The 23,983-nt window shown below is 53.6% G+C and carries 20 protein-coding genes; 10 read left to right on the forward strand and 10 right to left on the reverse strand.

Annotation, left to right across the window (positions count from 1 at the left end):
* Positions 1-182: 182 nt before the first annotated feature.
* The 3 genes from AAC086_RS09310 (at position 183) to AAC086_RS09320 (ending at position 3,316) form a co-directional block, all read left to right on the forward strand.
* Positions 183-1,064, forward strand: a complete 882-nt coding sequence (locus tag AAC086_RS09310) for an alpha/beta hydrolase (RefSeq protein WP_339778068.1) — start codon at positions 183-185, stop codon at positions 1,062-1,064.
* A gap of 316 nt (positions 1,065-1,380) precedes the next feature.
* Positions 1,381-2,088 carry a hypothetical protein gene (locus tag AAC086_RS09315; protein ID WP_339778070.1) on the forward strand — a complete coding sequence of 236 codons (708 nt, stop codon included), beginning with the start codon at positions 1,381-1,383 and terminating at the stop codon, positions 2,086-2,088.
* A 169-nt stretch (positions 2,089-2,257) separates the two neighbouring features.
* Positions 2,258-3,316 carry a squalene/phytoene synthase family protein gene (locus tag AAC086_RS09320; protein WP_339778072.1) on the forward strand — a complete coding sequence of 353 codons (1,059 nt, stop codon included), beginning with the start codon at positions 2,258-2,260 and terminating at the stop codon, positions 3,314-3,316.
* 110 nt (positions 3,317-3,426) lie between these two features.
* On the opposite strand, the gene AAC086_RS09325 is transcribed toward AAC086_RS09320, so the two are convergent.
* The 6 genes from AAC086_RS09325 to AAC086_RS09350 form a co-directional block, all read right to left on the reverse strand.
* Positions 3,427-4,536 carry a DUF4340 domain-containing protein gene (locus AAC086_RS09325; protein WP_339778075.1) on the reverse strand — a complete coding sequence of 370 codons (1,110 nt, stop codon included), beginning with the start codon at positions 4,534-4,536 and terminating at the stop codon, positions 3,427-3,429.
* 4 nt (positions 4,537-4,540) lie between these two features.
* Positions 4,541-7,444, reverse strand: coding sequence for a Gldg family protein (locus tag AAC086_RS09330; protein WP_339778078.1), 2,904 nt, complete (start codon positions 7,442-7,444; stop codon positions 4,541-4,543).
* Positions 7,437-8,351 (reverse strand): ABC transporter ATP-binding protein, encoded by a 915-nt coding sequence (locus tag AAC086_RS09335; protein ID WP_339778081.1) that lies wholly within the window; start codon positions 8,349-8,351, stop codon positions 7,437-7,439. The genes AAC086_RS09330 and AAC086_RS09335 overlap by 8 nt, the downstream gene beginning before the upstream one ends.
* 551 nt (positions 8,352-8,902) lie before the next feature.
* Positions 8,903-10,099 carry a phosphoglycerate kinase gene (locus AAC086_RS09340; protein ID WP_339778084.1) on the reverse strand — a complete coding sequence of 399 codons (1,197 nt, stop codon included), beginning with the start codon at positions 10,097-10,099 and terminating at the stop codon, positions 8,903-8,905.
* A gap of 152 nt (positions 10,100-10,251) precedes the next feature.
* Positions 10,252-11,097: a diaminopimelate epimerase gene (gene dapF / locus AAC086_RS09345; protein WP_339778087.1), complete on the reverse strand. Its 846-nt coding sequence runs from the start codon at positions 11,095-11,097 to the stop codon at positions 10,252-10,254.
* Positions 11,098-11,144: 47 nt separating this feature from the next.
* On the reverse strand, positions 11,145-11,618 hold the full coding sequence (locus AAC086_RS09350; protein ID WP_339778088.1) for a hypothetical protein: 474 nt from the start codon (positions 11,616-11,618) through the stop codon (positions 11,145-11,147).
* 409 nt (positions 11,619-12,027) lie between these two features.
* On the opposite strand from AAC086_RS09350, the gene ccoN reads away from it, so the two are divergent.
* From ccoN to ccoP, 4 genes are read left to right on the forward strand one after another with little or no spacing between them, the layout of a single operon-like run.
* Positions 12,028-13,494, forward strand: a complete 1,467-nt coding sequence (ccoN, locus tag AAC086_RS09355) for a cytochrome-c oxidase, cbb3-type subunit I (RefSeq protein ID WP_339778091.1) — start codon at positions 12,028-12,030, stop codon at positions 13,492-13,494.
* A 13-nt stretch (positions 13,495-13,507) separates the two neighbouring features.
* Entirely contained in the window at positions 13,508-14,236 is a 729-nt protein-coding gene (gene ccoO, locus AAC086_RS09360; protein ID WP_339778094.1) for a cytochrome-c oxidase, cbb3-type subunit II, read from the forward strand.
* Between the two features lie 16 nt (positions 14,237-14,252).
* The gene (locus tag AAC086_RS09365) at positions 14,253-14,408 is read left to right on the forward strand and encodes a cbb3-type cytochrome c oxidase subunit 3 (RefSeq protein ID WP_339778097.1); all 156 of its coding nucleotides are present in this window, start codon (positions 14,253-14,255) and stop codon (positions 14,406-14,408) included.
* Between the two features lie 19 nt (positions 14,409-14,427).
* Entirely contained in the window at positions 14,428-15,300 is an 873-nt protein-coding gene (gene ccoP, locus AAC086_RS09370; protein ID WP_339778100.1) for a cytochrome-c oxidase, cbb3-type subunit III, read from the forward strand.
* Between the two features lie 112 nt (positions 15,301-15,412).
* Here the strand turns inward: ccoP and AAC086_RS09375 are convergent, their stop codons facing one another.
* Both AAC086_RS09375 and AAC086_RS09380 read right to left on the reverse strand, forming a co-directional pair.
* Positions 15,413-17,884 carry a TonB-dependent receptor gene (locus AAC086_RS09375; RefSeq protein WP_339778102.1) on the reverse strand — a complete coding sequence of 824 codons (2,472 nt, stop codon included), beginning with the start codon at positions 17,882-17,884 and terminating at the stop codon, positions 15,413-15,415.
* Positions 17,885-18,275: 391 nt separating this feature from the next.
* Positions 18,276-18,947, reverse strand: a complete 672-nt coding sequence (locus AAC086_RS09380) for a glutathione S-transferase family protein (RefSeq protein ID WP_339778105.1) — start codon at positions 18,945-18,947, stop codon at positions 18,276-18,278.
* A gap of 312 nt (positions 18,948-19,259) precedes the next feature.
* Here AAC086_RS09380 and AAC086_RS09385 point away from each other — a divergent pair, with 312 nt between their 5' ends.
* Positions 19,260-20,171: a LysR family transcriptional regulator gene (locus AAC086_RS09385; RefSeq protein WP_339778108.1), complete on the forward strand. Its 912-nt coding sequence runs from the start codon at positions 19,260-19,262 to the stop codon at positions 20,169-20,171.
* 19 nt (positions 20,172-20,190) lie between these two features.
* Here the strand turns inward: AAC086_RS09385 and AAC086_RS09390 are convergent, their stop codons facing one another.
* Together AAC086_RS09390 and AAC086_RS09395 are read right to left on the reverse strand one after the other, a co-directional pair.
* Positions 20,191-21,147, reverse strand: a complete 957-nt coding sequence (locus tag AAC086_RS09390; RefSeq protein ID WP_339778111.1) for a FecR domain-containing protein — start codon at positions 21,145-21,147, stop codon at positions 20,191-20,193.
* A 69-nt stretch (positions 21,148-21,216) separates the two neighbouring features.
* Complete coding sequence (locus tag AAC086_RS09395) at positions 21,217-21,765, reverse strand: RNA polymerase sigma factor (protein WP_339778112.1); 549 nt, start codon at positions 21,763-21,765, stop codon at positions 21,217-21,219.
* Here AAC086_RS09395 and AAC086_RS09400 point away from each other — a divergent pair.
* Both AAC086_RS09400 and ccoG read left to right on the forward strand, forming a co-directional pair.
* Complete coding sequence (locus AAC086_RS09400) at positions 21,764-22,090, forward strand: hypothetical protein (protein ID WP_339778115.1); 327 nt, start codon at positions 21,764-21,766, stop codon at positions 22,088-22,090. The genes AAC086_RS09395 and AAC086_RS09400 overlap by 2 nt on opposite strands.
* A 380-nt stretch (positions 22,091-22,470) precedes the next feature.
* Complete coding sequence (gene ccoG / locus AAC086_RS09405; protein ID WP_339778117.1) at positions 22,471-23,967, forward strand: cytochrome c oxidase accessory protein CcoG; 1,497 nt, start codon at positions 22,471-22,473, stop codon at positions 23,965-23,967.
* Positions 23,968-23,983 lie beyond the last annotated feature (16 nt).

Raw genomic sequence — 23,983 nt, forward strand, 5'->3', positions numbered from 1 at the left:
GGCACGGGCTGCTTCAACTGTCATGATCACGGATCAAAATAGCCGACCCCGGATGGTAACATCGGCTGCCAGAGCACCATCGCCCCCGAAACACCTTTCGTGACGACGGTTTATCGCAACCGGCAACAGGGCACGGGCCGTATCGCGCCGACCGGCCCGCAACAATCACCACAGGTTTTAAAATGTCAGATATCGTCGCGACACAAGATGCACAAACACCGACTCCGGGCCGGGTGGTGCGTGATGTTTTCGTCAATCTGTGTGGATACGAAACCCGCATTCGCCAGTGGGGCACACCGGGTAAACCTGCCATCATCATGGTGCATGGCCTGGCCCGCCTATCGACCGATTTTGACATTGTTGCCCGCCAGTTGGCCGATGATTATTTTATCCTGTGTCCCGATATTCTGGGCCGGGGTTATTCCGCCTGGGCGCAAAACCCGGATCAGGAATATGTACCGGGCTTTTACGCCGCCCAGCTGATGGAGATGCTGGACCATTTCAATATCGACCAGTGCAGTTGGATCGGCACATCCATGGGCGGCATTGTCGGCCTGGTGGTTGCCGACGTGGCACCAAAACGCATCAGCCGAATATTGTTGAACGATATCGGCCCCGAACTGGCACAGGATGCCGTCGACCGAATCAAATCCTATGTCGGTGGCACGCCGGAATTTACCAGCATCGCCGAGATAGATGCCATCTTGCGGACCATTTATGCCCCGTTCGGCCTGGAAAATGATGCCGAATGGGCCGAACTGGCCCTGAATTCGACTCGTCGCCTGCCCAATGGCAAATATGCCATGCATTACGACCCGCGCGTGATGGCGGTTTTTCGCGACCAGATCGACGATTATGACGGCTGGGATATGTTTAACCGCCTGTCCTGCCCGGTCACATTGTTTAGCGGCGCGCAATCTGACCTGGTACCGGAAACAATTGTGAAAAAAATGCAGGATGCCAGACCCGATATGGCGGTGCTTTCTCTGGAAAACTGCGGTCATGCGCCCTATCTGAATACGAAGGCCCAAGTCAATTCTGTTAAAATATTCTTAAAAAGTTAGACTGGTCACACATAAACCACTTTGATCTGCACACTGGAACCATCCTGAAAAAGCTGGAAAACCGGCAGGGAATGGTTGCCATGCAATAAGTCAGCTAGCCTTTTGCGCCGAAATGACCATATTGCCGAGCCTGACACGCAAACAAAAAACCGCATCCCGTCGCCACTTGCGCGTCGGTCCAAAGATGCAGAATTTTTCTTTCAAGGGCGTCCTTTGCAGTGCCTGCAAATGTTCATATCCATGACAGTCGATTTATCGATGTCACAAATTGAACGCTGCAGACGGTACTGACGTGATCAAGACGGGAACAACGGCGATGAAAACGCAGCAATATCTAAAAACGGGACTGATCGGCGGCATTTCGATGCTCTGCGCCGCTTTTCCGTTTGGTGCTTGCGCGCAACAGGCCGTTAGTGAAACCGACATGGCGGTTGCAGCAGCGCCAACGGAAACATCCAGCCAAATATCAGGCTATCTGGTGCAGGGTATTTTACCTGGCCCCGGACGCAATGGTTTTGACACCTATTTCAGCAGTGCGCCCAGCCGCAGCCACGGCGTGGTCCTGACCCTGCCCGGCAGCAAATCCAACCCGAATGACAACAACCAGGCCGGATTGATGTGGTTTGAAGCAAATAGCAATCAAACCGCAAATAACGGCCTTGCCGCGCAGTTTGGCATTGGCTATTCGCCAAATCGTGCTGTTGGTTTTGCCTTTGGCCCGGTCGTCGAACTTAACGGATCGCTTGGTCATCATATCGGATCATCATCAAGCGATAACGAAGATTATCTCGTCACGCCAACCCTGCGCAATGACACCGGCATTTCAAGTGTCGGCTTCGGCTCCGGGCAGGGATCAGACAGCGCCGGGCTTGCCGCCAGCCTGTCCTATATGCCGTTCGAGGATTTATGGGTCGGCATTCATGGCCGGTTGACCAGCGAGTTGACATCGTCCTCCAGCGGAAGCTCGAACGACCGGTTTGATGCCATGCTGGGTCTTACGGCGGGCTATCGGCTACAATTTTAAGGCATAAATCATCAATTTTCGCGAAAATTGCGTTCGGATGCGGGTGATCTCTTGCCAGTACCGCAACGAGGTTGCATGTTGCCCATAGCAGCATTTTTAATGCACTCTGCAAAGGCCGGGCAAAATACCTGCCTTTGGTTTTAGAATGACGGCAAGCCCTGGAAAATAAATGACCGTGTCATCTTCGCCTTTTTCCGGTTCTTCTCAAGATCCGTTTCTCGCTTGCAAGGAACTGGCTGCGGCCAAAAATGCCAATCTGTATCGGGCCGCCATGCGCCTGAACAGTGCGCGACAGCGGTTCTTTCTGGCGGCTTATGCCTCTATGCGGGTGATTGACGATATCGTTGATGACGGATTTTTGGAAAAATCCGATGCCGAACGCGATAACCTGCGCGATGACACCTTTGACATGATCGACCGCTGGCAAGACCAGATCGAAGCCGCCAAAGTCATGGCCGACAACCCGTGGCCCGATGTTGGCCCCTTGCCCGGCCCGGTCTATGACGCGCTGACCCTGACGTTGGGCGAAAGCGATTTATCGGTGGACCCGTGGGTTAAACTGGCCGATGCGCTGCGCAAGGATGTCGCCGAAGACCCGCTCGATGAATGGGACGATTTTATTGGCTATTGCGAAGGGGCCACCGCCGCCCCGGCATCGATTTTCGTTTATCTGCTCTCGGCCCGCTATGACGAGGAAATCGGGTATGTTTCCAATTTAACCGCATCGCCGCTCTATCATGCCCGCGACATGGCGATTTTTTGTTATGTCATCCACATCCTGCGCGACCTGCCGATTGATATCAAAGGCCCCGACCGGCTGGTGACCATTCCCGGCGAAATTCTGCTCGCCGCCGACATCAGCATTGGCGAAATTCGCAATGCCATTGGCCAGCAAAATTACGATGCCCTAAATGTGATGGGCACCTTCATGCTGGAAAAGGCATGGGAACATTTTGAAACCGGGCAAGCCCGCAGTGCCGAGCTTCTGGCGATTCTCGAACCCGAAGAAACCGACACATTATCACGGTTGTTTAGTGTCTATATTGAACTTGCCGCAATGATGGATGCCGGATACGGCGCGTTTCTGGCCGACCGGGTCGCCATTATTGACACCACAGCCGAAAAAAGCCTGCCCGATCAAACCACATCCGCCGATATTGCGATCAAAACAATACCAGATACAGACAATTCCGAATCCGGGTCCAGCGACAACAGTACCGCATCGTAACAGCGAAATTCGATATTTCTGTTTTAAATCATTTAAATAACAAAGGCCCGGCACATAAAATGCCGGGCCTTTGTCGTTCAAATTAATCAGACTTACAAAAGCCTGTCGGTTCAGTTCACGGCCTTGGCACCTGCGGGCGCGGCCGGTGTCGCGGATGCAGCGGGGGCATCTGCCTTTTTGCCCACCAGCAAGGCTGATGCATCGGCATGTTGCACCAACTGTTTGCCGGTATAGCCCGCAATGCGGAAATATTCCGGCCGCGCGGACAGTTTCAGGGTGTAATCCCCGTCCTTGCCATCGCCTTTGCCAATCAGATACTCAACCGGCTGATCCTTGCCCTTGATCGTCAGGGACAGTTTCAACACCGGCTGATCCATGCCGTATTCGGGTTTGGCATCGGTGCCCAGTACCGATGAAATCCGAACCTTTGCCACCATTGCCGCCAATATTGAGGCCGCAGCAGGCTGAAGTTTCTGGTCCGGGGCCGCATTGGCAATCTCCCACACCGTTTTGGTATCGGCTTTGTCCTGGTCTGCCATATCGGCATTTTCACCGGCAGCCGGTTTGGCCGCCGCCGAAGCCGCATCCTTGTCAGCGCTTGTTGCGTCGGTGGTTTTGGCAACAGGTGCCTTGTTTGCCACCAGCGACAAGCCATCGACATCCATTTTCACAATATCGTCCGCCGATATTTGCAAAGCGGTGCTGTCGATCCAGTCATCTGCCTTGGCCGGGGCGTCATAACTGCCCATGGTTACGGCATAGACTTCGTTCTGGTCATCGCGGCGGGCATGAATTTGATGGGTGCCCTGCGATGTGCCAAAATACAGCACAGCCTTTGTTGCATCCCCCTTGGCAAGGGTAATGCGACGTTCAAAATCATCTTTGGCCAGTTTAAACCGTTTTACAGCGCCACTGGATGTTGCGATTGGCAAACCTTCATGAAGTCCCGAAAGTTTACTGATCAATCCGTCAACTTTATTGCTGTCAGCCGGGAAATTGCTTTGATCGGGCAATTTCCAGTCCTTGCCGGTTTTCACCAGCACAACCTTGGCACCGTCTGAATCCTCAATCGTGACATGGTCGATGTTATCGGTTTTGGCAGCGACAAGTTTGTCATTTCCAGTGCTGTCGCTGTTTTGCGGCTGGTAAAAATTAATACCAATGGCGAACCCGACCTGGACGATAAATAACAGCACCAATATCTGAATGGTCCGTTTCATAATTTCAGACCTCCTGAAGAATGCGCTGGTAGTGTTTGCGTTCGGCTGCCGCCACCCGGCGACGCCAGCCCCACACGGCCAGAAGACCGAACAGGGCAATACCGTAATTCAGATATTCCCACATCTGTTCAGAACCTTCGGATGTTGGAACAAGGGTCCGGGCAAACTGGGTCCGTCCGCGCAAGGCCAGCAAAGACTGATCTTCAAGCGACCAATCGACCACATTTTGCATAAACTCCAACGGGGCCGTGTAACGCGTGCCCATCCCGCGCGAAGCAAGGCTTAACGAGGTATCATCGGCAAAGCTGTTGGACCCCACCAGAACCAGACGGGCGGAAGACGGCGAACGATCAATCACACCGCCAATCTGGACGTTTTTGTCGTCGTCCTTTTTGGCCGTCGCAGCGTCGTTCTTTTTCGCACCGTTTTTGTCGGCGTCTTTGGCAGCATCGGCCAAAAGCGGCGAGTCTTTACCGGCATAAAAGGATTTGAACTGCCCTTCAATCGCGACCGCCAGATCATGCGATCCACGGCTTCCCGCAACAGCAAAGCCGGTATCAGGGTGGGCTTTGTAATCGGGCAGAATGTCGGTGCTGTCCGACAACCAGCTTTTTGAGGAGCTATGCAGAAGTTCTGTGACCGTCCGATCCTTGTTTTTGGCAGGATCGACCGTAACCGGCGATGCCCAGTCCAAGGTTAGCTGGTCCAGCCCGGCAGTAACCGGGTTATCGCCATTTAACTGATCGCCGCGCAAATCGGGGAAATGCGGATAAGGCATCATGCTGATTTGCTGAACGGTCATCCCGCCAATTTTACGTTCAACCGGCACCGGCAAAGACGCATTTTGAGGGTCCAGCACCATTTTGTCATCGATTGTCACCCCATAACTGGCAAGCCAGTCTTTCAGGCCAGAGCTGACCTTTTTGGCCGCAAGGGTGTTGGTGATGCTGATATCATACGGCGATGTTGCCATCACCACACTGCCACCGCGCATCAGGAACTGGTCAATGGCAAAACGCTGTTTGTCGTCCAGGTTAACCGGGTCCAGCACCATCAGCAAATCGGCTGCTTCGGGCACATGGCCGTCTTTCAAATCGGTTTCCACCACACGGGCGTTTTCCGACAGGGTTTTGTAAAGTTCGGTATATTGCGGGCCCGGGGCCTGCTGCATATAGGGGCTGGGCGGGGGGGATGCCGGTTTCATCAGGGCGATGGTTTTCAAAAAGCCCGGTGCCATACGATGCAGGGCCGAATCGATCGATCGTTTCAGCGCAGCCTTGTCGGTGGTTTCAGGCAGCGGCACCTGCACCTCGTCCTTGCCGCTTTTCAGCATCATGTAAAACCAGAACGGTTGCGGGTTCATCAGGCTGGCCACTTGCGGGCCAAAGCCATAATCATCTTGCAACCGGGTTGCCAGCGCCCCGTCATTGGCGTCGGGGTCCTGAAAGGCAACGTTGAACTTGTCGCCTGCCTGCTTTTTATAATCCTTTAAAACGTCATCCAGCGTTTTGCGAAATTTCTGCAACTGGTCGGGCAGTTTGTCACCTGGCGAAATAAAGCCTTCAAACGTGACCGGCCGGGTCATGTTTTCAAACGGGTTGCCGCCGGCCTGATACTGATTAACCAGCTTGCGAATGGTGCGGCTGATTTCATATTCCGGGTTTTTAAGGCCAACATTAATGTCGCCTTCACCCTGGGTTTTCACCTCGATCAAATCGCCATAAGTCAGGGTCTCAAACTGATCACCATAGGCAACAACAACATCGAAATAGGAATTCACAACCGACGACTGATAGCGGCTGTTGGTCTGGAACGGCACCGGACGAATACCGTATTTCGAGGCAGCTTCCTGTTCCTTGTCGGGGTCGGCTGTGGGGTCGATAAATTCAACCCGGACATGCCCTTTTGATGCCACCTGATATTCCGCCAGCAAATCCTTTATCCGGGGGACCAGAGGGGCGAGCAACGGATGGGTGCGCGGCGAGAAATAAGCGCGGATCACCAACGGTTCGGCCAGATGTTGCAGTTCCTGTTTGGTCGAGGATGACAGCGAATAAATATGCTGGCGGGTCATATCCGCACGGGCCGCCGTAATCGGGGCCAGCCAGAAATTGGCCGCGATAAAGTTCAGCACAAACAGGGTGGCAACCGCCCCCCACAAACGATGTTTGTTGCTGGCCGGATTGCCATGCCAGCGCAGTTTTTCAAGGCTGAACAGGTTCAGCGTTAAAAACACCCCCACGATGGACAGGTAATAATAAAGATCCCGCAGATCGAGAACACCGCGCGTAATTGACTGGAACCGGGTGCCGGTGCCAAGGGCCGCCAGTAAACCGCCAACTTTATCACCAAACAGCGATGTCAGCGTATCAGACCCGATCAGGTAAAAAACACCGCAAACAAGGGCTGTGAGGATCAGGGCGACAATCGGGTTATCGGTGCGACCGCTCATGTAAAGGCCGATGGCGATATAGGACGCGGCCAAAAACAGCGTTGCAACATAGCCGCCCATCACCGGCCCCCAGTCCAGCGGGCCAAGAATAGACACTGTGACGGGCAATGGCAGGGTAAGCACCAGTGCCAAAACCACCAGTAGCATCGCGGCCAAAAACTTGCCCAGCACCAGCGAAATTGGCCGGACCGGCGCGGTAAGCAGGGTTTCAAGCGTGCCTGCCCGGCGTTCTTCGGACCAGGCCCGCATGGTTAGGGCCGAAACCAGAAAAATCAGTAATACCGGCATCCATTTAAACAATGGCTGCACGTCGGCAATGTTGCGGGCGAAAAAGGTTTCAACCCAGAAAAACACAAACAGATTTACCGCCAGAAACGCACCAATAAACAGATAGGCGGCCGGGGTTGCGAAAAACCCCCGAAATTCCTTGCGGGAAATACGCAGGATGTCAGCCATTGACCACCTCCTCATTGACCTCGGCGAAAATGGTTTCCAGATCGCGGCGTTGCGGTTGCAGGGCATAAAGCAGCACGCCGTCGCGGCTCAGGGCCTGGGCAATGACCGGGGCGGCATCATTGCTGGCTTGCAGCCGGTAATGATGGCGACCGCCTTCTTGCGAATGGCTGACAATGCCGGTGATTTCAGGAACGGTTGAAAAGGCCTGTTGCGCATCGCGGTCTACGGTGACCAGCAAACCACCCGATTCCTGCAATTCATCAATGCGGGCATCGACCACCAGTTTGCCCGCCCGCATGATCAGCGCACGTTCGCAAACGGCCTGTACTTCCTGCAAAATATGGGTGGAAACAATCACGGTGGCGGATTTTGCCAGATCGGCGATCAAATCGCGCATATGGCGGATCTGGGTGGGATCAAGGCCGTTGGTGGGTTCATCAAGAATGATGATATCGGGGTTATGCAAAATCGCCTGTGCCACACCAACACGCTGGCGATACCCACGCGACAGGGTTTGAATGGTGGCGGTTGCCTTAACGTCAAGAACGGTACGGCGAATGGCACTTGCCACCGCAGCCGGGCGTTTGTCGGCAGGCACACCATGCAGGCTGGCCTGATAATCGAGATAGTCGATGACTGTCATTTCCGGCCAGACCGGGCAGTTTTCCGGCAAATACCCAATGCGTTTCTGAATGGCGCGGGTATCACGCCCGACCTCCAGATCGTCAATGGCAATTTTGCCCGAAGTCGGCTCCAGATAGCCGGTAATCATTTTCATGATCGTGGTTTTCCCGGCACCATTATGGCCCAGCAAACCGACGATCTCGCCGTGCTCTATTTTAAAACTGACGTCGTCCACCGCTATGAAATCACCATAGCAGCGCGTCAGATGCTCCAGTTTGATCATCTGTTAGTTCCGTAAACGGGATTTTTGAACGAGATGGGACACATGCAATTATTCACGCATCGCGGGGAGAGCGACACATGCCAGCTTTTTGCTGAAATTCAAGAAACCTGCCCGTTACGAAGGCGGGGGAATAGGTGTAACGAGCGGGCAGTGATGAAATCGGCTGTCATGACCAGTCATTGTGACAAACGTCCATGCTGTGACAAAACCAGGAAGGGTTAACACCCCCAACCTTTGGCTAGAACATGGCAACAATATGACACCCTGCCCATGGGAGCCAAAATTGCAAAATTTTGCTAATTTTGTGCAGGGCAACATTAGCAAACCCCGCAAGGAATAACGGCTTGCGCGGCAGTTCAAAACAGCACCAAACCCCGTATCATCCCCAAACAGCGCCTATTGTTTGACCTATACCTTTTGTGAATCGCAATACTGGAAACCGCCCGAACACATAAAACCCTCGCCAGATTTTACCGGCGAGGGTTTTATCATTCAGGGCATCATCCGACGCAACAGTCTGGCTGACAAGCCGGTTCGGGCAGCTGCCGGGATCAGTCCTGGTGCAAGGCGGCCACACCAGGCAAAACCTTGCCTTCCAGCCATTCCAGAAAGGCACCGCCTGCCGTCGATACATAAGAAAAATCGCCATCCACACCAGCATGACGCAGGGCAGAAACTGTATCGCCACCACCGGCGACAGACAGCAACTTGCCAGCCTTGGTCAATTTGGCCGCGTGTTGGGCAACCGAAACGGTCGCTGTGTCAAACGGGACAATCTCAAACGCCCCCAGCGGGCCGTTCCACACCAGTGTTTCACAGCTTTCCAGGCGCTTGTTCAAATCCGCAATCGTTTCCGGGCCTGCATCCAAAATCATGCCATCGGCATCTATCGCTTTCAGATCCGAAACAACATAATCAGCATGTTCCTTGAATTCCCTGGCAACCAGACCATCGACCGGCAACACGATTTCGCAATTGGCGGCTTCGGCCTTGGCGAAAATTTCGCGGGCGGTTGCCAGCAAGTCATGCTCGCACAGGGATTTCCCCACATCAACACCCTTGGCCGCCAAAAACGTGTTGGCCATACCGCCGCCAATCACCAGCTGGTCAACCCGTTCCACCAGATTGCCTAGAAGGTCCAGCTTGGTCGAAATTTTGGCCCCGCCGACAATCGCCATAACCGGGTGTTTGGGGGCCTCAAGCGCCTTGCCAAGGGCTTCAAGTTCGATCTGCATTAGCCGCCCGGCATAAGCGGGCAATTTGCGCGCCAGCCCTTCGGTCGAGGCATGGGCGCGGTGCGCACAGGAAAAGGCATCATTGACAAAAAGATCGCCCAGCTTTGTCAGTTCTTCGACAAAAGCAGGATCATTCTTTTCTTCTTCGGCATGGTAACGCAGGTTTTCCAGAAGGGCGATGTCGCCGTCCTTTAACCCGTTTACGACATCGGCGGCAGCCTGACCAATGCAGTCATCGGCGAAAATAACCGGGCGGCCCAACTGTTTTGCCAGGGCATCGGCCACCGGCTTTAATGACATTTCGGCAACGCGCTGGCCTTTGGGGCGGCCAAAATGGGTGATAACCACCAGGCGCGCTCCGGCATCGGCCAGCTCAATCAGGCCCGGCACCGTCCGGTCAATGCGGGTGGTATCGGTTACGACGCCATCTTTCATCGGAACATTAAGGTCGGCACGCAGCAACACGCGCTTGCCTGCGACAGAAACACCGTCAAGCGTATTGAAATCAGCCATTATCAGAACCTGCCTTTGCGTTTAACAAGCCCCGGCGGGGCAATGAAACCATGCCCCAAAACCGGAAACAGCCGCCAGAACAGCGGCGCGATCATCGGGAACCTTTTTTGGCCGATCTGCAAGCCCGGTGCAAGCCCGAAGCGAAAACCGGATCAATGAACACCAAAAAGGGAAGGATGGAGAATACCGGAAAAACTGGTGGCAACCGGACCGGTCATCAGCACATGATCATCGGCCAACCATTCAATGCCCAGAACGCCGCCATCGAGAACAACCTCGACAGTGCGCCCGGTCAGGCCGCGGCGCGCGGCGGCAACCCCAACCGCACAGGCACCGGTGCCGCACGCACGGGTAATGCCCACACCGCGTTCCCACACCCGCATCCGAATGCGATTTTCCGCCATCAAATGGCAGACTTCGATATTGGCGCGTTCGGGAAACATATCGTGATGCTCCAGAACCGGGCCGTATTTTTCCAGATCGATGCTTTCGGCATCGTCAACAAAAAACACGGCATGGGGGTTGCCCACACTGACACCAACCGCGTCAGATAGCGGTCCGACCGAAACCGGAATGTGGTTGGTATCAACAGCCTTAAGCAATGGAATTTCGCGCCAGTCCAGCCAGGCCGGACCCATATCAACGGCAACCTGGCCATCGGCAAGCCCGCGCGCTTCGAGCAGCCCGGCAACGGTTTGCACCGTCACATCGCGACGGTTCAGTTCGCCCATCAGCACATCGGCCACACAGCGCGTGGCATTGCCACAGGCAGCAACTTCGCTGCCATCATTGTTGCGAATGCGCATAAAGGCATCGGCGTCGTCATCACGCGATGGTTCAATGACAATAAGCTGGTCACAGCCCACCCCGGTTTTACGATCCGCAATGCGGGCGGCGGTGGCATCGTCCATGTCCAGAACAACCGAATCGCGCCGTCCGTCAAAGACGACAAAATCGTTGCCCAGGCCATGCATCTTGGTAAAGGAAATTCCGTTCATATCCGTTTCGCTACCGGCTGTAAAAAAGCGACTACAGCCTGACAGCATCACGGCTTTGATGCCGGGGCGCAATAGCGGATTTTGCGGGGGACATAACCGGCATCTGAAAAAAACGATTTCAACCGCATATTAGGTTCATCCACCGCAACATATGTTGCCGCACAGCCGTGCAGCCGTAACAACCGGTCCATTGCCTCGCGCATACAATTAAGAACATGTCCCCGCGCGACAATTTCCACAGCTTTTACATTATCAACATGTAGAACCGGCCCGATGCTGATGTCGGTACGAACTTCATACGAAAACAACCCGTGAACATAGCCACGTTCATTGCAGACAATGACGATTCCCTTATCACGAAGCCATAAGCTCTCAGCGACCGGATCATCTGCACAAACGTAGTCAGCGACGAAATCCTGCCATTTTTGCAAGGTCATCCCGGCTTCGGTCATCTGGACCAAAGGATAGGTCATATCTGCGACCCCGACGGTTAGGGGGCGTGCGCTATAGGTATTCAACATGATGGTTTTCCCGAATTTATACGCCGATCATGACGTAAAGAAAACGGGTCAGCGTTGATGTGCATCAACAACAACCGCCCCAATAACAAGGCATAAGCATTACTGCGACAAAACATTCCGACGCGACAGCAAGGTCACCGGTTTTATTTCGCGCATAACGTTAAACGCCCCATCATTGATAACAATCAATGTAGGGCGAACGAAATGTGCCAATATTAGCGGAAATCTATGTTTATATGCGTTTTGTTTGAACTATGTGGTATGTCTGAATGACGATCACAGGTTGAACCGGAAGTTTTAATCGTCGGCGGCACGGGGGATGACAAGGTCATTGCAGGATGCCGCCAGGGCTGTTCGGATTGCCGGCCCCAAGCGGCAATCCACCCGCACACGCAAACGGGAGTCGAGAATGAGCCAGGGGAGCATGGCACAGACGGCTTCGTCCGCCGTTGACTACAATATGGACGTAGTGCGCTGGGGCGCGCTGGCGACTGTCTTTTGGGGCGTCGTCGGCTTTCTGGCAGGTGATCTTATCGCTTGGCAGTTGGCGTTTCCCGCATTGAACTTCAACATCGAGTATCTGAATTTCGGGCGTTTGCGCCCGCTTCACACCTCGGCAGTTGTTTTTGCATTTGGCGGCAATGCGCTGCTGGCGACATCGTTTTATGTCGTACAGCGTACTTGTCGCGCCAGCCTGTTCGGTGGCAAGGCCCTGCCTGCCTTCGTTTTCTGGGGCTATCAGTTGTTCATCGTCATGGCCGCTATCGGCTATGTGCTGGGCATCACCCAGGGCCGCGAATATGCCGAACCGGAGTGGTTCGTTGACATTTGGCTGACCATCGTCTGGGTTTGCTATCTGGCCATCTTTGTCGGAACCTTGCTGAAACGCCAGGAACCGCACATTTATGTGGCCAACTGGTTCTACCTGGCCTTCATCGTGACCATCGCGATGTTGCATCTGGGGAACAATCTGGCGATCCCGGTTTCGTTTTTCGGCGCCAAATCCTATTCGCTGTTTTCTGGTGTTCAGGATGCCCTGACCCAGTGGTGGTATGGCCATAACGCCGTGGGCTTCTTCCTGACGGCTGGCTTCCTGGGCATGATGTACTACTTCATTCCCAAGCGCGCCGAACGTCCGGTTTATTCCTACCGCCTGTCGATCATTCACTTCTGGGCGCTGATTTTCCTTTATATCTGGGCTGGTCCGCACCATCTGCACTACACGGCCCTGCCCGACTGGGCGCAAACCCTTGGTATGACCTTCTCGATCATGCTGTGGATGCCGTCCTGGGGTGGTATGATCAACGGTCTGATGACCCTTTCAGGGGCCTGGGACAAACTGCGTACCGATCCGGTTCTGCGTTTCATGGTTGCCGCTGTTGGTTTCTATGGCATGTCGACCTTTGAAGGCCCGGTCATGTCGATCAAAGCGGTTAACGGTTTGTCGCACTATACCGACTGGACAATCGGTCACGTTCACTCTGGCGCTTTGGGCTGGGTTGCATTCATTACCTTTGGTGCGATCTACTTCCTGATCCCGGTTCTGTGGAATCGTGAACGCCTGTATTCCATGCGTCTGGTTGCCTATCACTTCTGGCTTGGCACCATTGGTATCGTTCTCTACATCACCTCGATGTGGGTATCGGGTATCATGCAGGGCCTGATGTGGCGTGCCCACGATCAGCTTGGTTTCCTTCAGTATTCCTTCATCGAAACCGTTGAAGCCATGCATCCCTACTACATCATCCGTGCCACCGGTGGCGCCCTGTTCCTGCTGGGTTCCTTCCTGATGGTCTGGAACGTCTACAAGACGATCCGTGGTGATGTCCGTCGGGAAGCACCGATCGGGGTCAGCGCCCCGGCAGCGGTCCAGTAAGGAGGGATGGAAAATGCTTCTTAAAAAACACCACTTCCTCGAGAAGAATGTTTTCTTCCTTATTCTCGGTATTTTTCTGACCATCATCGTCGGCGGGATTGTTGAAATCGTTCCGTTGTTCACGATGGAACAGACGATCGAGAAGGTCGAAGGTGTTCGTCCCTACACGCCGCTGGAACAGGCAGGCCGGAACATCTATCTCCGCGAAGGTTGCTATAACTGCCATTCGCAGATGATCCGTCCGTTCCGTGACGAAGTGGAACGTTATGGCCATTACAGCCTGGCTGCAGAGTCGATGTATGACCATCCGTTCCAGTGGGGTTCCAAGCGTACAGGGCCGGATCTGGCACGTGTCGGCAGCAAATATTCCAATGCCTGGCATGTTGCCCACCTTGAAGATCCGCGTTCAGTCGTGCCAGAATCGATCATGCCGGGCTATCCGTTCCTTGCGAAAAAGGAACTGAAGTTCGACGACGTTGCACAACATCTTCAAACGTTGCGCATGGTCGGCGTTCCCTACACCGATGAACAGATCAAGGACGCCGTTGCGGACCTTCATCTTCAGGCCACCGCAGACGAGGATTACGACGATTTCCTCGCCCGCTATCCGAATGCCGCCACCGGGGATTTTGACGGCAATCCGGATAAGCTGACCGAGATGGATGCCCTGATTGCGTATTTGCAAATTCTGGGACGGATGGTGGACTTCACCACCTACAACCCAAGCATGAATCTGCGCTGAGACAAGGACGCGAATTATGGAATTTTTTTCCGCACTCGCTGATTTTCTCCGGCCCTTGTGGGGTCTGTGGCTGATGGTTTTCTTTGCTGTGATTATTGCTTTCGTCATGTGGCCAAGCAAAAAACGGCAAAAAGACTTTGAAGACCATGCCCAGATCCCGTTCAAGGACTAGGACGAGGGAGAACCGAGCTATGTCGACGCATGTCGAAAAAGACAATGTTACCGGCCGCGAGACAACTGGCCATGATTGGGACGGCATCAAGGAATTGAACACGCCGCTCCCGTCCTGGTGGGTCTATGTCTTTTGGGTCTGCATCATCTGGTCGATCGGTTATTGGGTGGTTTACCCATCCTTTCCAACCGCACACGGCTATTTGAAGGGTATGTTCAACGTTACCGAACGGTCGAAAATTGAAGAAACGATGGCAAATGTAACTGCCGAACGCGCGCCTTATATGGCACGCCTCGCAGCACTGGATGTTGACCAGATTGCCAACGATTCGGAACTTCTCAATTTCTCGATGGCAGGTGGCAAGGCTGTATTTGCTGAAAACTGCGCCCCGTGCCACGGCACGGGCGGGGTTGGCAATACCGGCTTCCCGTCGCTCCAGGACGATGACTGGCTGTGGGGGGGCACGCTTGACGATATCTCGCAGACCCTTCATGTCGGTGTTCGCTGGTCGCAAAACGAAGATACCCGCTTCAATGATATGCCTGCCTTTGGCAAGGATGGCATCCTGTCGCACGATGAAATCAACGACGTCGTGCAACATGTCATGTCCTTTGGTGGCCGGGAAACCGACCCTGCCGCCGCCGCACGCGGAACAGAAATCTTTGCTGATAACTGTGCGGCCTGCCACGGCGATAACGGCAAAGGCATCACCGAAATGGGTGCGCCGAACCTGACCGATAATATCTGGCTGTATGGCGGCGACCAGGCCACCATCACAGCAACGGTCACCAATGCCCGTCGCGGCGTGATGCCAGCCTGGGAAGGCAAGCTTAGTGACGAAACCATCAAAATGCTGGCGGTTTATGTTCACTCGCTTGGTGGTGGTCAATAAGGATTATCCTTAACGACCCCAACGGAGCGGTCTGAACACCCTCCGTTATCCAGACAAAAAGAAGACCGGGGTTTTGCCGCCCCGGTCTTTTTTATTGGCGATTACCGATAAATCACAACTTGTAACTCAGCGAGAATTTAAAGTTGCGCCCCTTGCCCGGAAACACGCCCAGATAGGGTTGATAATAGCTGTCAAAGACGTTCTGAATGGTGAAGTTTGCCTCGGCCCCGTAAAAGGCTCCGTCATCGGGGGACCAGCTGACAAAAATATCATGCAAGGCATAACCCGCACTGGCCGGATAAGGCGAATAGGGGAAAACGGCATCGTCAGGAACATCTGTCTGACGTTTGACAAACTTGCCTTTCCAGCCCAGCGACAGGTCATAGGGCGCAATCTTGTAGCCCAGTGTCGTCACCAGTTTCATCGGCGCAATGTCATAAACCGGCTGATCGGCGGCCTCTGTATCACGGATCGAGCCGTTATGTTCACCTTCCATTACGGAAAAAGTCGCCCCGCCAAAAACACCCGGGCTGTCATAGTAAAACTCCGCCTCGATCCCCTGGGTATAATAACCCGGCAAATTGGCATAAGACGGCGCATTATCTCCATATCGGGCAATATTCGGGCTGCCAAACAGAACCTGGATATTGTCCTTCACATCATTGCGAAATACCGACAGGCGGGTATGAACCACGTCCTTGTCCTGCATCACGTTATCAAAACGGGTCGCCAAACCGATCCGCTTTGAATTTACCCGCTCCACATTTAGCTGGTTGGATGTCGCCCGGCTGCTGCCCACCGTATAAATTTCGTCCACCAGCGGGGCGCGCAACTTATAGGCCCAGTCGCCAAACAAGGTATAATTCGGGTTCATTTTGTAAAAGACATTCACCGACGGCGAAAACCCGCTATAGGTTTCCTGACCATAATCATGCCCGACAGCAGGATTGTTATAACGACTGCCTGCATTGGGCACCCCTTGGCTGACAATATAATCATATCGCAAACCCGGTGTCAGTTCGATGCCATGGCCAAAATCAACGCTATATTCCCCCCACCCGGAATAGATGGACTGATTGCCCGAGGGAATATTATAAGGCTGCAAATATCCATAATTATAGTCGGCCTTTTTCGCATTAAACCGATCATAGGCCCAACTGTCACGGTCCTGATATTTATACTGAACCCCATAAGTGAAACTGTTATCAAGCCCGAACAGTTCATAGTCCGACTGGTTATAAAGATCGGCGGTATAAGTGTCATAGGTCAGCCAGTTAATGTTGCCGCCCAACCCCAGGCTGACAAACATATCATCAATCAGACGGTCATCACGCTGCCGGGTGCGCGACCAGCTTAGTTTTGCTGTGGTGTTGATCAAATCGCTGTCGGGGTTATAGGTATATTCGCCCGACAAGGATCGGTCGCTGGTTTCGCGGTCCACTGTGGATCGTGCGAGAGCAAGATCATAGCCATACCGCCCAATCTGATAATCAGACGGAACAATCTGGCCGCGCTTTGCGGCAAAGGGTGCCAAACGGTCGCTTTCGGACATCGCCCCGGCCACTTCAAAAAAATGGTCGTTCCGGTCCAGGCTGCCTTTGAAATGGCCACTATAAAGGGTACCCGATGACAGGTTCAAACGCTGCCCATCGCTGGTGCGGAACTTTTTATTCGCCCGGCGGGTCCCCGAAACCAGCAACTGAATCCCGGCATCCTTGTCTTGCCCGTAAACCGCCGTGGTTTCGGTATTTTCATTCCCATTGGTCGCATAGCCAAATTTGGTGAAAGCCCCAAAATCCTGCCCTTCCTTTAACATATCGGCCGCCGATTTTGTTGTAAGCTCCACCGTGCCGCCAAATGCCCCATAGGAGCGCGGCGAAAATGCCCCTTTATGCACATCAACTTTCTTGATCAGGTCCGGCTCGATAAAAACCGTGCCCTGACGGTATTTCTCGAAATCCTTTTGCGCGCCATCAAGCAGGATTTTAACATCCTCCTGATCGCCAAACCCCCAGATATTAAGAGATTGGCCCTGCGGGCGGGCCGTGCCGTTCATATCGATACCGGGCAAATCATCCATCAATTCGGGGACGGTTGTTGCCTGAATGCGGTCGATCATTTCACTGCTGACCGAGGAAACACCGACATTGAAACGGTCAATATGATCGGCAACGATAATCACCGGGTCGAGTTTCAGAACCTCGTCTTCGCGCGCAGACAGCACATCTGTCGCAGGTTTGCCGGGCAATATGATGATGCTGCCATTACCAAGCTGGTATCTCATACCGCTTGCCCCCAAAAGGTGGTTTAAGGCCTGTTCAAGGCTATAACGCCCGACAAGAGGCCCCACCTGCTGATGACCATTCACCCCGTCACTCAGCGCAACGGGACGGTCAACCTGCTGGGATAACAGATCAATCGCCGAAACAAGATCGGTGCGGGGGATATTGAATTGCAAGCTGCTATCCGCCGCCAGTGCCGGTTTTTGCTGGGCAAAGGCAGATACCGAAATAGCAGGGATCAGGGCCGTACCCAACAGCAATACCCATTTAAACGAAGAACCCGATGGCAAGGGTGAAGTCATATTCTGGTGTCCTAAACTATCTGACGGCAGGGAAAGAAATCCGGCTTGATAGTAAGGACGCAGAAACAGCTGACTGCCCGACAAAGAAAATGAAAATTATTCGCAATTAGTTTTGGAGTTACGGAAAAAAGCCAAAATATGCTGGAATTCCGAAATTTCGGTTGGCCCACAATCTGCTGGACGACACCATCCAGCACTCTCAGCGATGCATGCTGGCGAGGGCTACCCGATATTTGAGGGGGTTTTTCCAATGGTGCCGGAAAGTATTCGCGCGAAAAACCCGACCGAAACAACACCAGCTGATCAGATAGCCCTCACCAACACATGCGTCGGATATTGGTGGCTGATCCCCACCCATAGCGGAATGGAAACCAGCCACCGCAAAGCTGTGTTACAGGGTCACACCCACGCTGCGCAGGAAGGCTTCCATGCGTTCATCGACCTCGGCTTTTGTTTCAGCCCAGGCCGGGATGGTACGCAAAAGATTATTATGCCAGACCATCAGGTGTGGATAATCACCGAATGGAAACTTTGCCCGGTCAATTTGCGAAAACGGTGCTGCAATATCGATATCGGCAAAGGTCAGCGCATCGCCAACCATGAAATTCCGACCTTCAAGATGCTGGTTCAGCACTTTCGCCGCCCCGTGGATACGGTCTTCGGCATATTTAACCACGGCTTCGTCCTGGGGCTGGCCCATGACCGGTTTTGCAACACGCTCGCCAAAAATGGTGGTGGTAAAGGTGCGCCATTGCTCACCCGACCAGAACATCCATTGCAAAACCTGAAACCGTTCTTTCTCTGTCCTGCCAACCAGCGGGGAATCCGCCTTGCTGGCAAGATAAAGGTTAATGGCCGATGCCTCCCATAAAATGGTGTCTTCATCCTCCAGCACCGGTGTCAAACCATGGGGATTAAGGCGTGCCTTGAAGGCATCGGTCTGACTTTCGCCTTTGAACAGGTCAATTTTGACGCGCTCAATATCAATGCCCATGATCTTTGCCGCAGTGGTTACACGGCGCAGGCTGCCCGAGCCCGCGTCACCGTAAATCCTGATCGCCATTATAATACCTTTCAAATCAAAGCCCGTGACTGGGCGCTGCCACGGCTATATATCCATTCACATATCGAATGAAATTGACGGAATTATAATACCATCTATTCTATTTTAGAATTTAAGATGATTGTTTTAGCAGCCATCCATGCTGCGAAACGTAGCGTCACAAGGTAGGCAGCACGATAAGCCAAAGCATTGGGGGCAGCCCTGCGCCATCGGATGGCCCTGTCTTTCCCTGCCCAATAATCACGGGCTTGGTCGCGCATATGAAAACCGGAAAAGTGAATGACCGGGTAAGCAGAAATTGAAAGGTGGAGAATGGATAAGCTGGATGCCATGCGAATGTTCGTGCGCGTTGTTGAAAGCGGCAGCTTTTCGCAGGCGGCGCGAGATTTGAATATCAGCCAGCCAACCGTCAGCAAGCAGCTTGCCGCCCTTGAAGCCCGGCTTGGGATCCAGCTTTTGCAACGTAATTCGCGGGTGCTGGCCGTTACGCCCGCCGGACAGGACTATTACGAAGCCACCCTTGATATTTTGCAGGATATAGACCTGATTGAAGAAAGGGTGACCGAGGGGCAATCCGCCCCGGCAGGATTGATCCGCGTATCGGTTTCCCCGGCATTCGGACGCATGTTTATTATTCCCAGGCTGGCGGAATTCCGCGACCGCTTCCCCGATATTTTGATTGAAATGGAGGTATCGGGTCGGCATGTGGACCTGATCGAGGAAGGCATTGATGTTGCCATTCGTATTGGGCGGCTGTCGGATTCAGCCCTGATCGCCCGCCATATTGGCGATATGCGCATGATCACGCTGGCATCAAGCACCTATTTTTCCCGGCATGGCACCCCGCAAAACCTTGATGAGCTAAGCCAGCATCACTGCATCAGCTATGTTTATAAAGGCGACATTATGGGCTGGGGTTTTCTGGTAAATGGCGAGCAAGTTACCTTTGATGCCAAGGGTGCCTTTCGCACCAATGATGCCGAACATGTGCGCGGTGCGGTGCTTGCCGGTTTGGGAATCGCCCATCATGCCAGTTGGCTTTTCACCCGCGAACTGGCAAGTGGCGAGGTGATACGCATCCTTGATGCTTATGCACCATCGCCCTACCCGATCAATGCGGTAACAGGTGCCGGGCGGCGCATGTCATCACGCGTGCGGCATTTTATCGACTTTCTGGCAGCCATTTGCGCCGGGCAGCCTGAACTGAAAATAGCAGATGACTGAAGCACAAACGGCAAGGCACCTAATAAATCAGCGTTAAATTGCCGGTTACCGGCTGAATGGTGATGGGGGCCAGTTTGGCCAGTACGGCAATGGTTTGATCAGCGCGTGTCAGGTTAAACCGCCCGGTTATCCTTTTTTGTTCCTGATACAGGGGCGAAAGTACAAAACGGTGCCCGCTATGGCGTGAAATACCATCCAGCACATCGGCAAGCGGGGCGTTGCGAAAACTTTGCCAGCCCTTGCGAATTTCCAGTGCGTTTGCCAGCGGTACTTTGGTTTGCAGGGCATCGTGCCCGGCACCAAGCCACAGGCGGTCGCCCGGTTTCAGTTCATAATTGCGGCTATCCCCGGCATTGCCATGCACCCCGACAATGCCTTCCAGAACCGACGTTTCAACATCATTCCCAATGATGGAAACGGCAAATTTGGTGCCCACTACCCGCACCGTTGCCTGGTCGGTAATCACCTGCATCGGTCGTTGCCGATCCTTGGCGGCCGAAATAACGATACTGCCATGGGAAAGGCGGATGTTGCGAAATTGATCATTGAAGGCAATGTCATAATCACTTCCCGGCGCGACCGAAGCAACCGAGCCATCCGCCAGATCAATTTCCTGCCAGGCGGCATCGCGCGGGATTACGGCAACCGCAGATAAGGCCGCGACCAGCGCAAAACCCGCACCAGCAAGGGTCATACCCAACCGGCGCAACGGATTAGCCCGCCGTGCCGGTTTATGGCTCAAGTCTTGCTGCCGAACTTGCTTGGTCCGCAAGGGCGATGCCATACGGCTTTGCTGATAGGCAAGACTGATGCGATCAAACGCTTCACGGTTGCCCGGTGCGGCGTCACACCATTGGACAAAAGCCGCGAAATTTTCGGCTGCGCGGGCATCGTCGGCCATCAAATGCCACCAGTCACGCGCCGCCTGTTCCTGTTCCTGTTCCTGTTCCGCTTTGCTCTGATCGGGCCCGGCCATCACAGGATATCCAGATTACACATCAATTGAGGAATGCTCGCTGCTACTTTCAGGTCTAAATTCATGATCCTAACTGTCCTTGTCGGAAAAATAACGCCTTTTTCCAACATCGTGCCGGCGCAATATCTCGCGCAGGTCACTTAAGGCACGTTGAATGTGTTTTTCAATTCCCTTCTTGGTCAGGCCTGTTGCATGTGAAATGGCGGAATAGCTCATGCCCTGAACGCGGCTCATACGGAATATCCGCGCGCGTTTATCGGGAAGTTCGGCCATTGCTTCCATCACCCGGTCCAGCGTTTGCCGATGTTCCAGCCGCTGTTCAGCGGATGGCGACTGATCGGATATTTTCTCCAGCCGGGCTTCAAGGCCACTGCCATCATCCGCCCATTGCCGGGTAAACTGGCGTCTGCCGTGATCGCGGATCAGGTTGATCAGAATGGTGGCCAACAGGGCATCGGGTTTTCCGACCTCGGCCCAGTCCAGTTGCATGGCACGGGCAAAACATTCCTGGACGAAATCCTCGGCATCTGTACGCGAACCGCACCGCTGATAGGCAAGCGCAAGCAACGCCTTGCGGCGCTTTGAAAACAGATTATGCAGCGGATCATGTGCAGACATGCCTGAGCTTGCGAAACCAACAGTGAAAAACAGGTTGGTGCCGTTGGTAACAGCTTTGCCACAAAACAACAATGTAAATAATAATCATTATCATTATTGTTATAAATACATAGATGCCCACTTCACCCGGCAGGTTCCTATACCCGGTTCATATGCGAATCTGGCGACGCGACGACTCATATTCGCAGTGAACCCTTCGCAACCATTTTTCAACAGCGATTTGTATGGGTATTGTCCGGCAAAATTACGTTCTTTTATGTCGCAAAAACCTCCGTTTCATGCGGCTTTCAGACGTACTTTCGTCAAAAAAATTCATAAAATTTAAAATCCTTCGCATCTGCAAAATCGCCCTGCCGTCAATACCGATCCGGTCCTTTATCACAACTTTTGAATATAAAACCGTGACACTTCAAGCACTTGCTGATGACCGGGCATCAGTTCCCCTGCTCGAAAACAGGATTTGCTTCGGTTGAATACGTGACAGGTAACCGTCCACGAGCAGTTCGCAGGGCCGAAAATTGATTTGTGTCATGGAACAGCAAGGCCAGTTTCCAATATTTTGCCTGCGGGATTTGAATAATCCCAAGTCTGTCAGGCCGAGCGTGCCGACCTGACAGATCCCCGCAGACCAGCTGGTTGATTGCCCGACAATCAACAGAGAGAGCAGACGGTCTGTATCGCACGGCGAATGGTCAGGTCCCGATCATGGAATTATCTCGTACTCAATCATCCGCGCCCGAAAAGATGACGCCGCAACACAATGACGCGCCGCTTGAGGACGACATCCCGTTATATAAAGACCGTGAAAAGGTCTACCCGAAACGGGTTTCGGGCCGTTTTCGCAATCTGAAATGGTTCGCGCTGATCGCGCTATTGGCCATCTACTGGATTGTGCCGTGGTTGCGCTGGGATCGGGGGCCGTCAGCGCCACATCAGGCGGTCCTGATCGATATGGATCAGGGCCGGGCCTATTTCTTCTTTATCGAAATCTGGCCGCAAGAAGTTTATTACATTACCGGCATCCTGATTTTGGCTGCAATCGGCCTGTTTCTGGCAACCTCGCTATTTGGCCGCATCTGGTGTGGCTATGGTTGCCCGCAAACCGTATGGACCGACCTGTTCATGCTGGTTGAACGGTATATCCAGGGCGACCGCAATGCCCGGATGCGCCTGGACAATGCCCCGTGGTCCCTTGAAAAAATTACCAAAATCGGGGCGACCCATATGGCATGGATCGTCATCTCCTTGCTAACCGGCGGGGCCTTTGTCCTGTATTTCAACGATGCGCCGACGCTGATTGTCAATATTGTCACCGGCAATGCCAGCATGGCTGTCTATGTCACCATGGCCTTTTTGACATTTTCGACTTATCTGCTGGCGGGTTGGGCCCGCGAACAGGTTTGCACCTATATGTGCCCGTGGCCACGGTTTCAGTCGGCCATGCTTGATGACGAATCCATGATCGTCACCTATGAAGGCTGGCGCGGCGAGCCCCGTGGGCCGATCAAACGCAAAAATCTGGAACGTGGCGAAGTCCCTGCCGTTGGCCATTGCGTTGATTGCCGGGCCTGCGTCAATGTGTGCCCCACCGGGATCGATATCCGCGATGGCCTGCAACTTGAATGCATCGGCTGCGGTTTGTGTATTGATGCCTGTAACGACATCATGGACAAAATAAGTTTCCCGCGCGACCTCGTGCGTTTCGACTCGGTCCAGAATTCGCAATTGCGCGCCCATGGCCAAGCCACCAAAGTTCGCATTGTGCGCCCGCGCACCATTTTCTATTCCATCTTGCTGGTACTGGTGTCGGGCGTGATGATGTTTGGCCTGCTCAACCGCAGCACGACGGACGTTAATGTCCTGCGGGATAGAAACCCGCTTTATGTGCCGCTTTCCACCGGCGATGTCCGCAATGGCTACACGCTGAAAGTTCTCAACAAGGAACAAAGCGCGCAAACTTACCTGCTGGATCTGTCGGGCGTTAATGCCACCGATTTCCAGGTTATTGGTCAAAAACAAACTGCCGATGGCACGTTTTCCCTGACAGTCCCCGCCGATCAGGTCGGAAGCTATCGGGTTTTCATTGCCGCCACCCCGTCAAGCCTGCAAAGTGATGCCACACCGATTAATTTCATTGTGACAAACACCGAAACCGGCGTTTCTGAAACCCATGACACCATCTTTGCCGGCCCTAAAAAATAGGGTCGCCCCGCCGAAA

It is taken from the genome of uncultured Thalassospira sp. (genome assembly GCF_963976115.1).
Lineage (GTDB): Bacteria > Pseudomonadota > Alphaproteobacteria > Rhodospirillales > Thalassospiraceae > Thalassospira.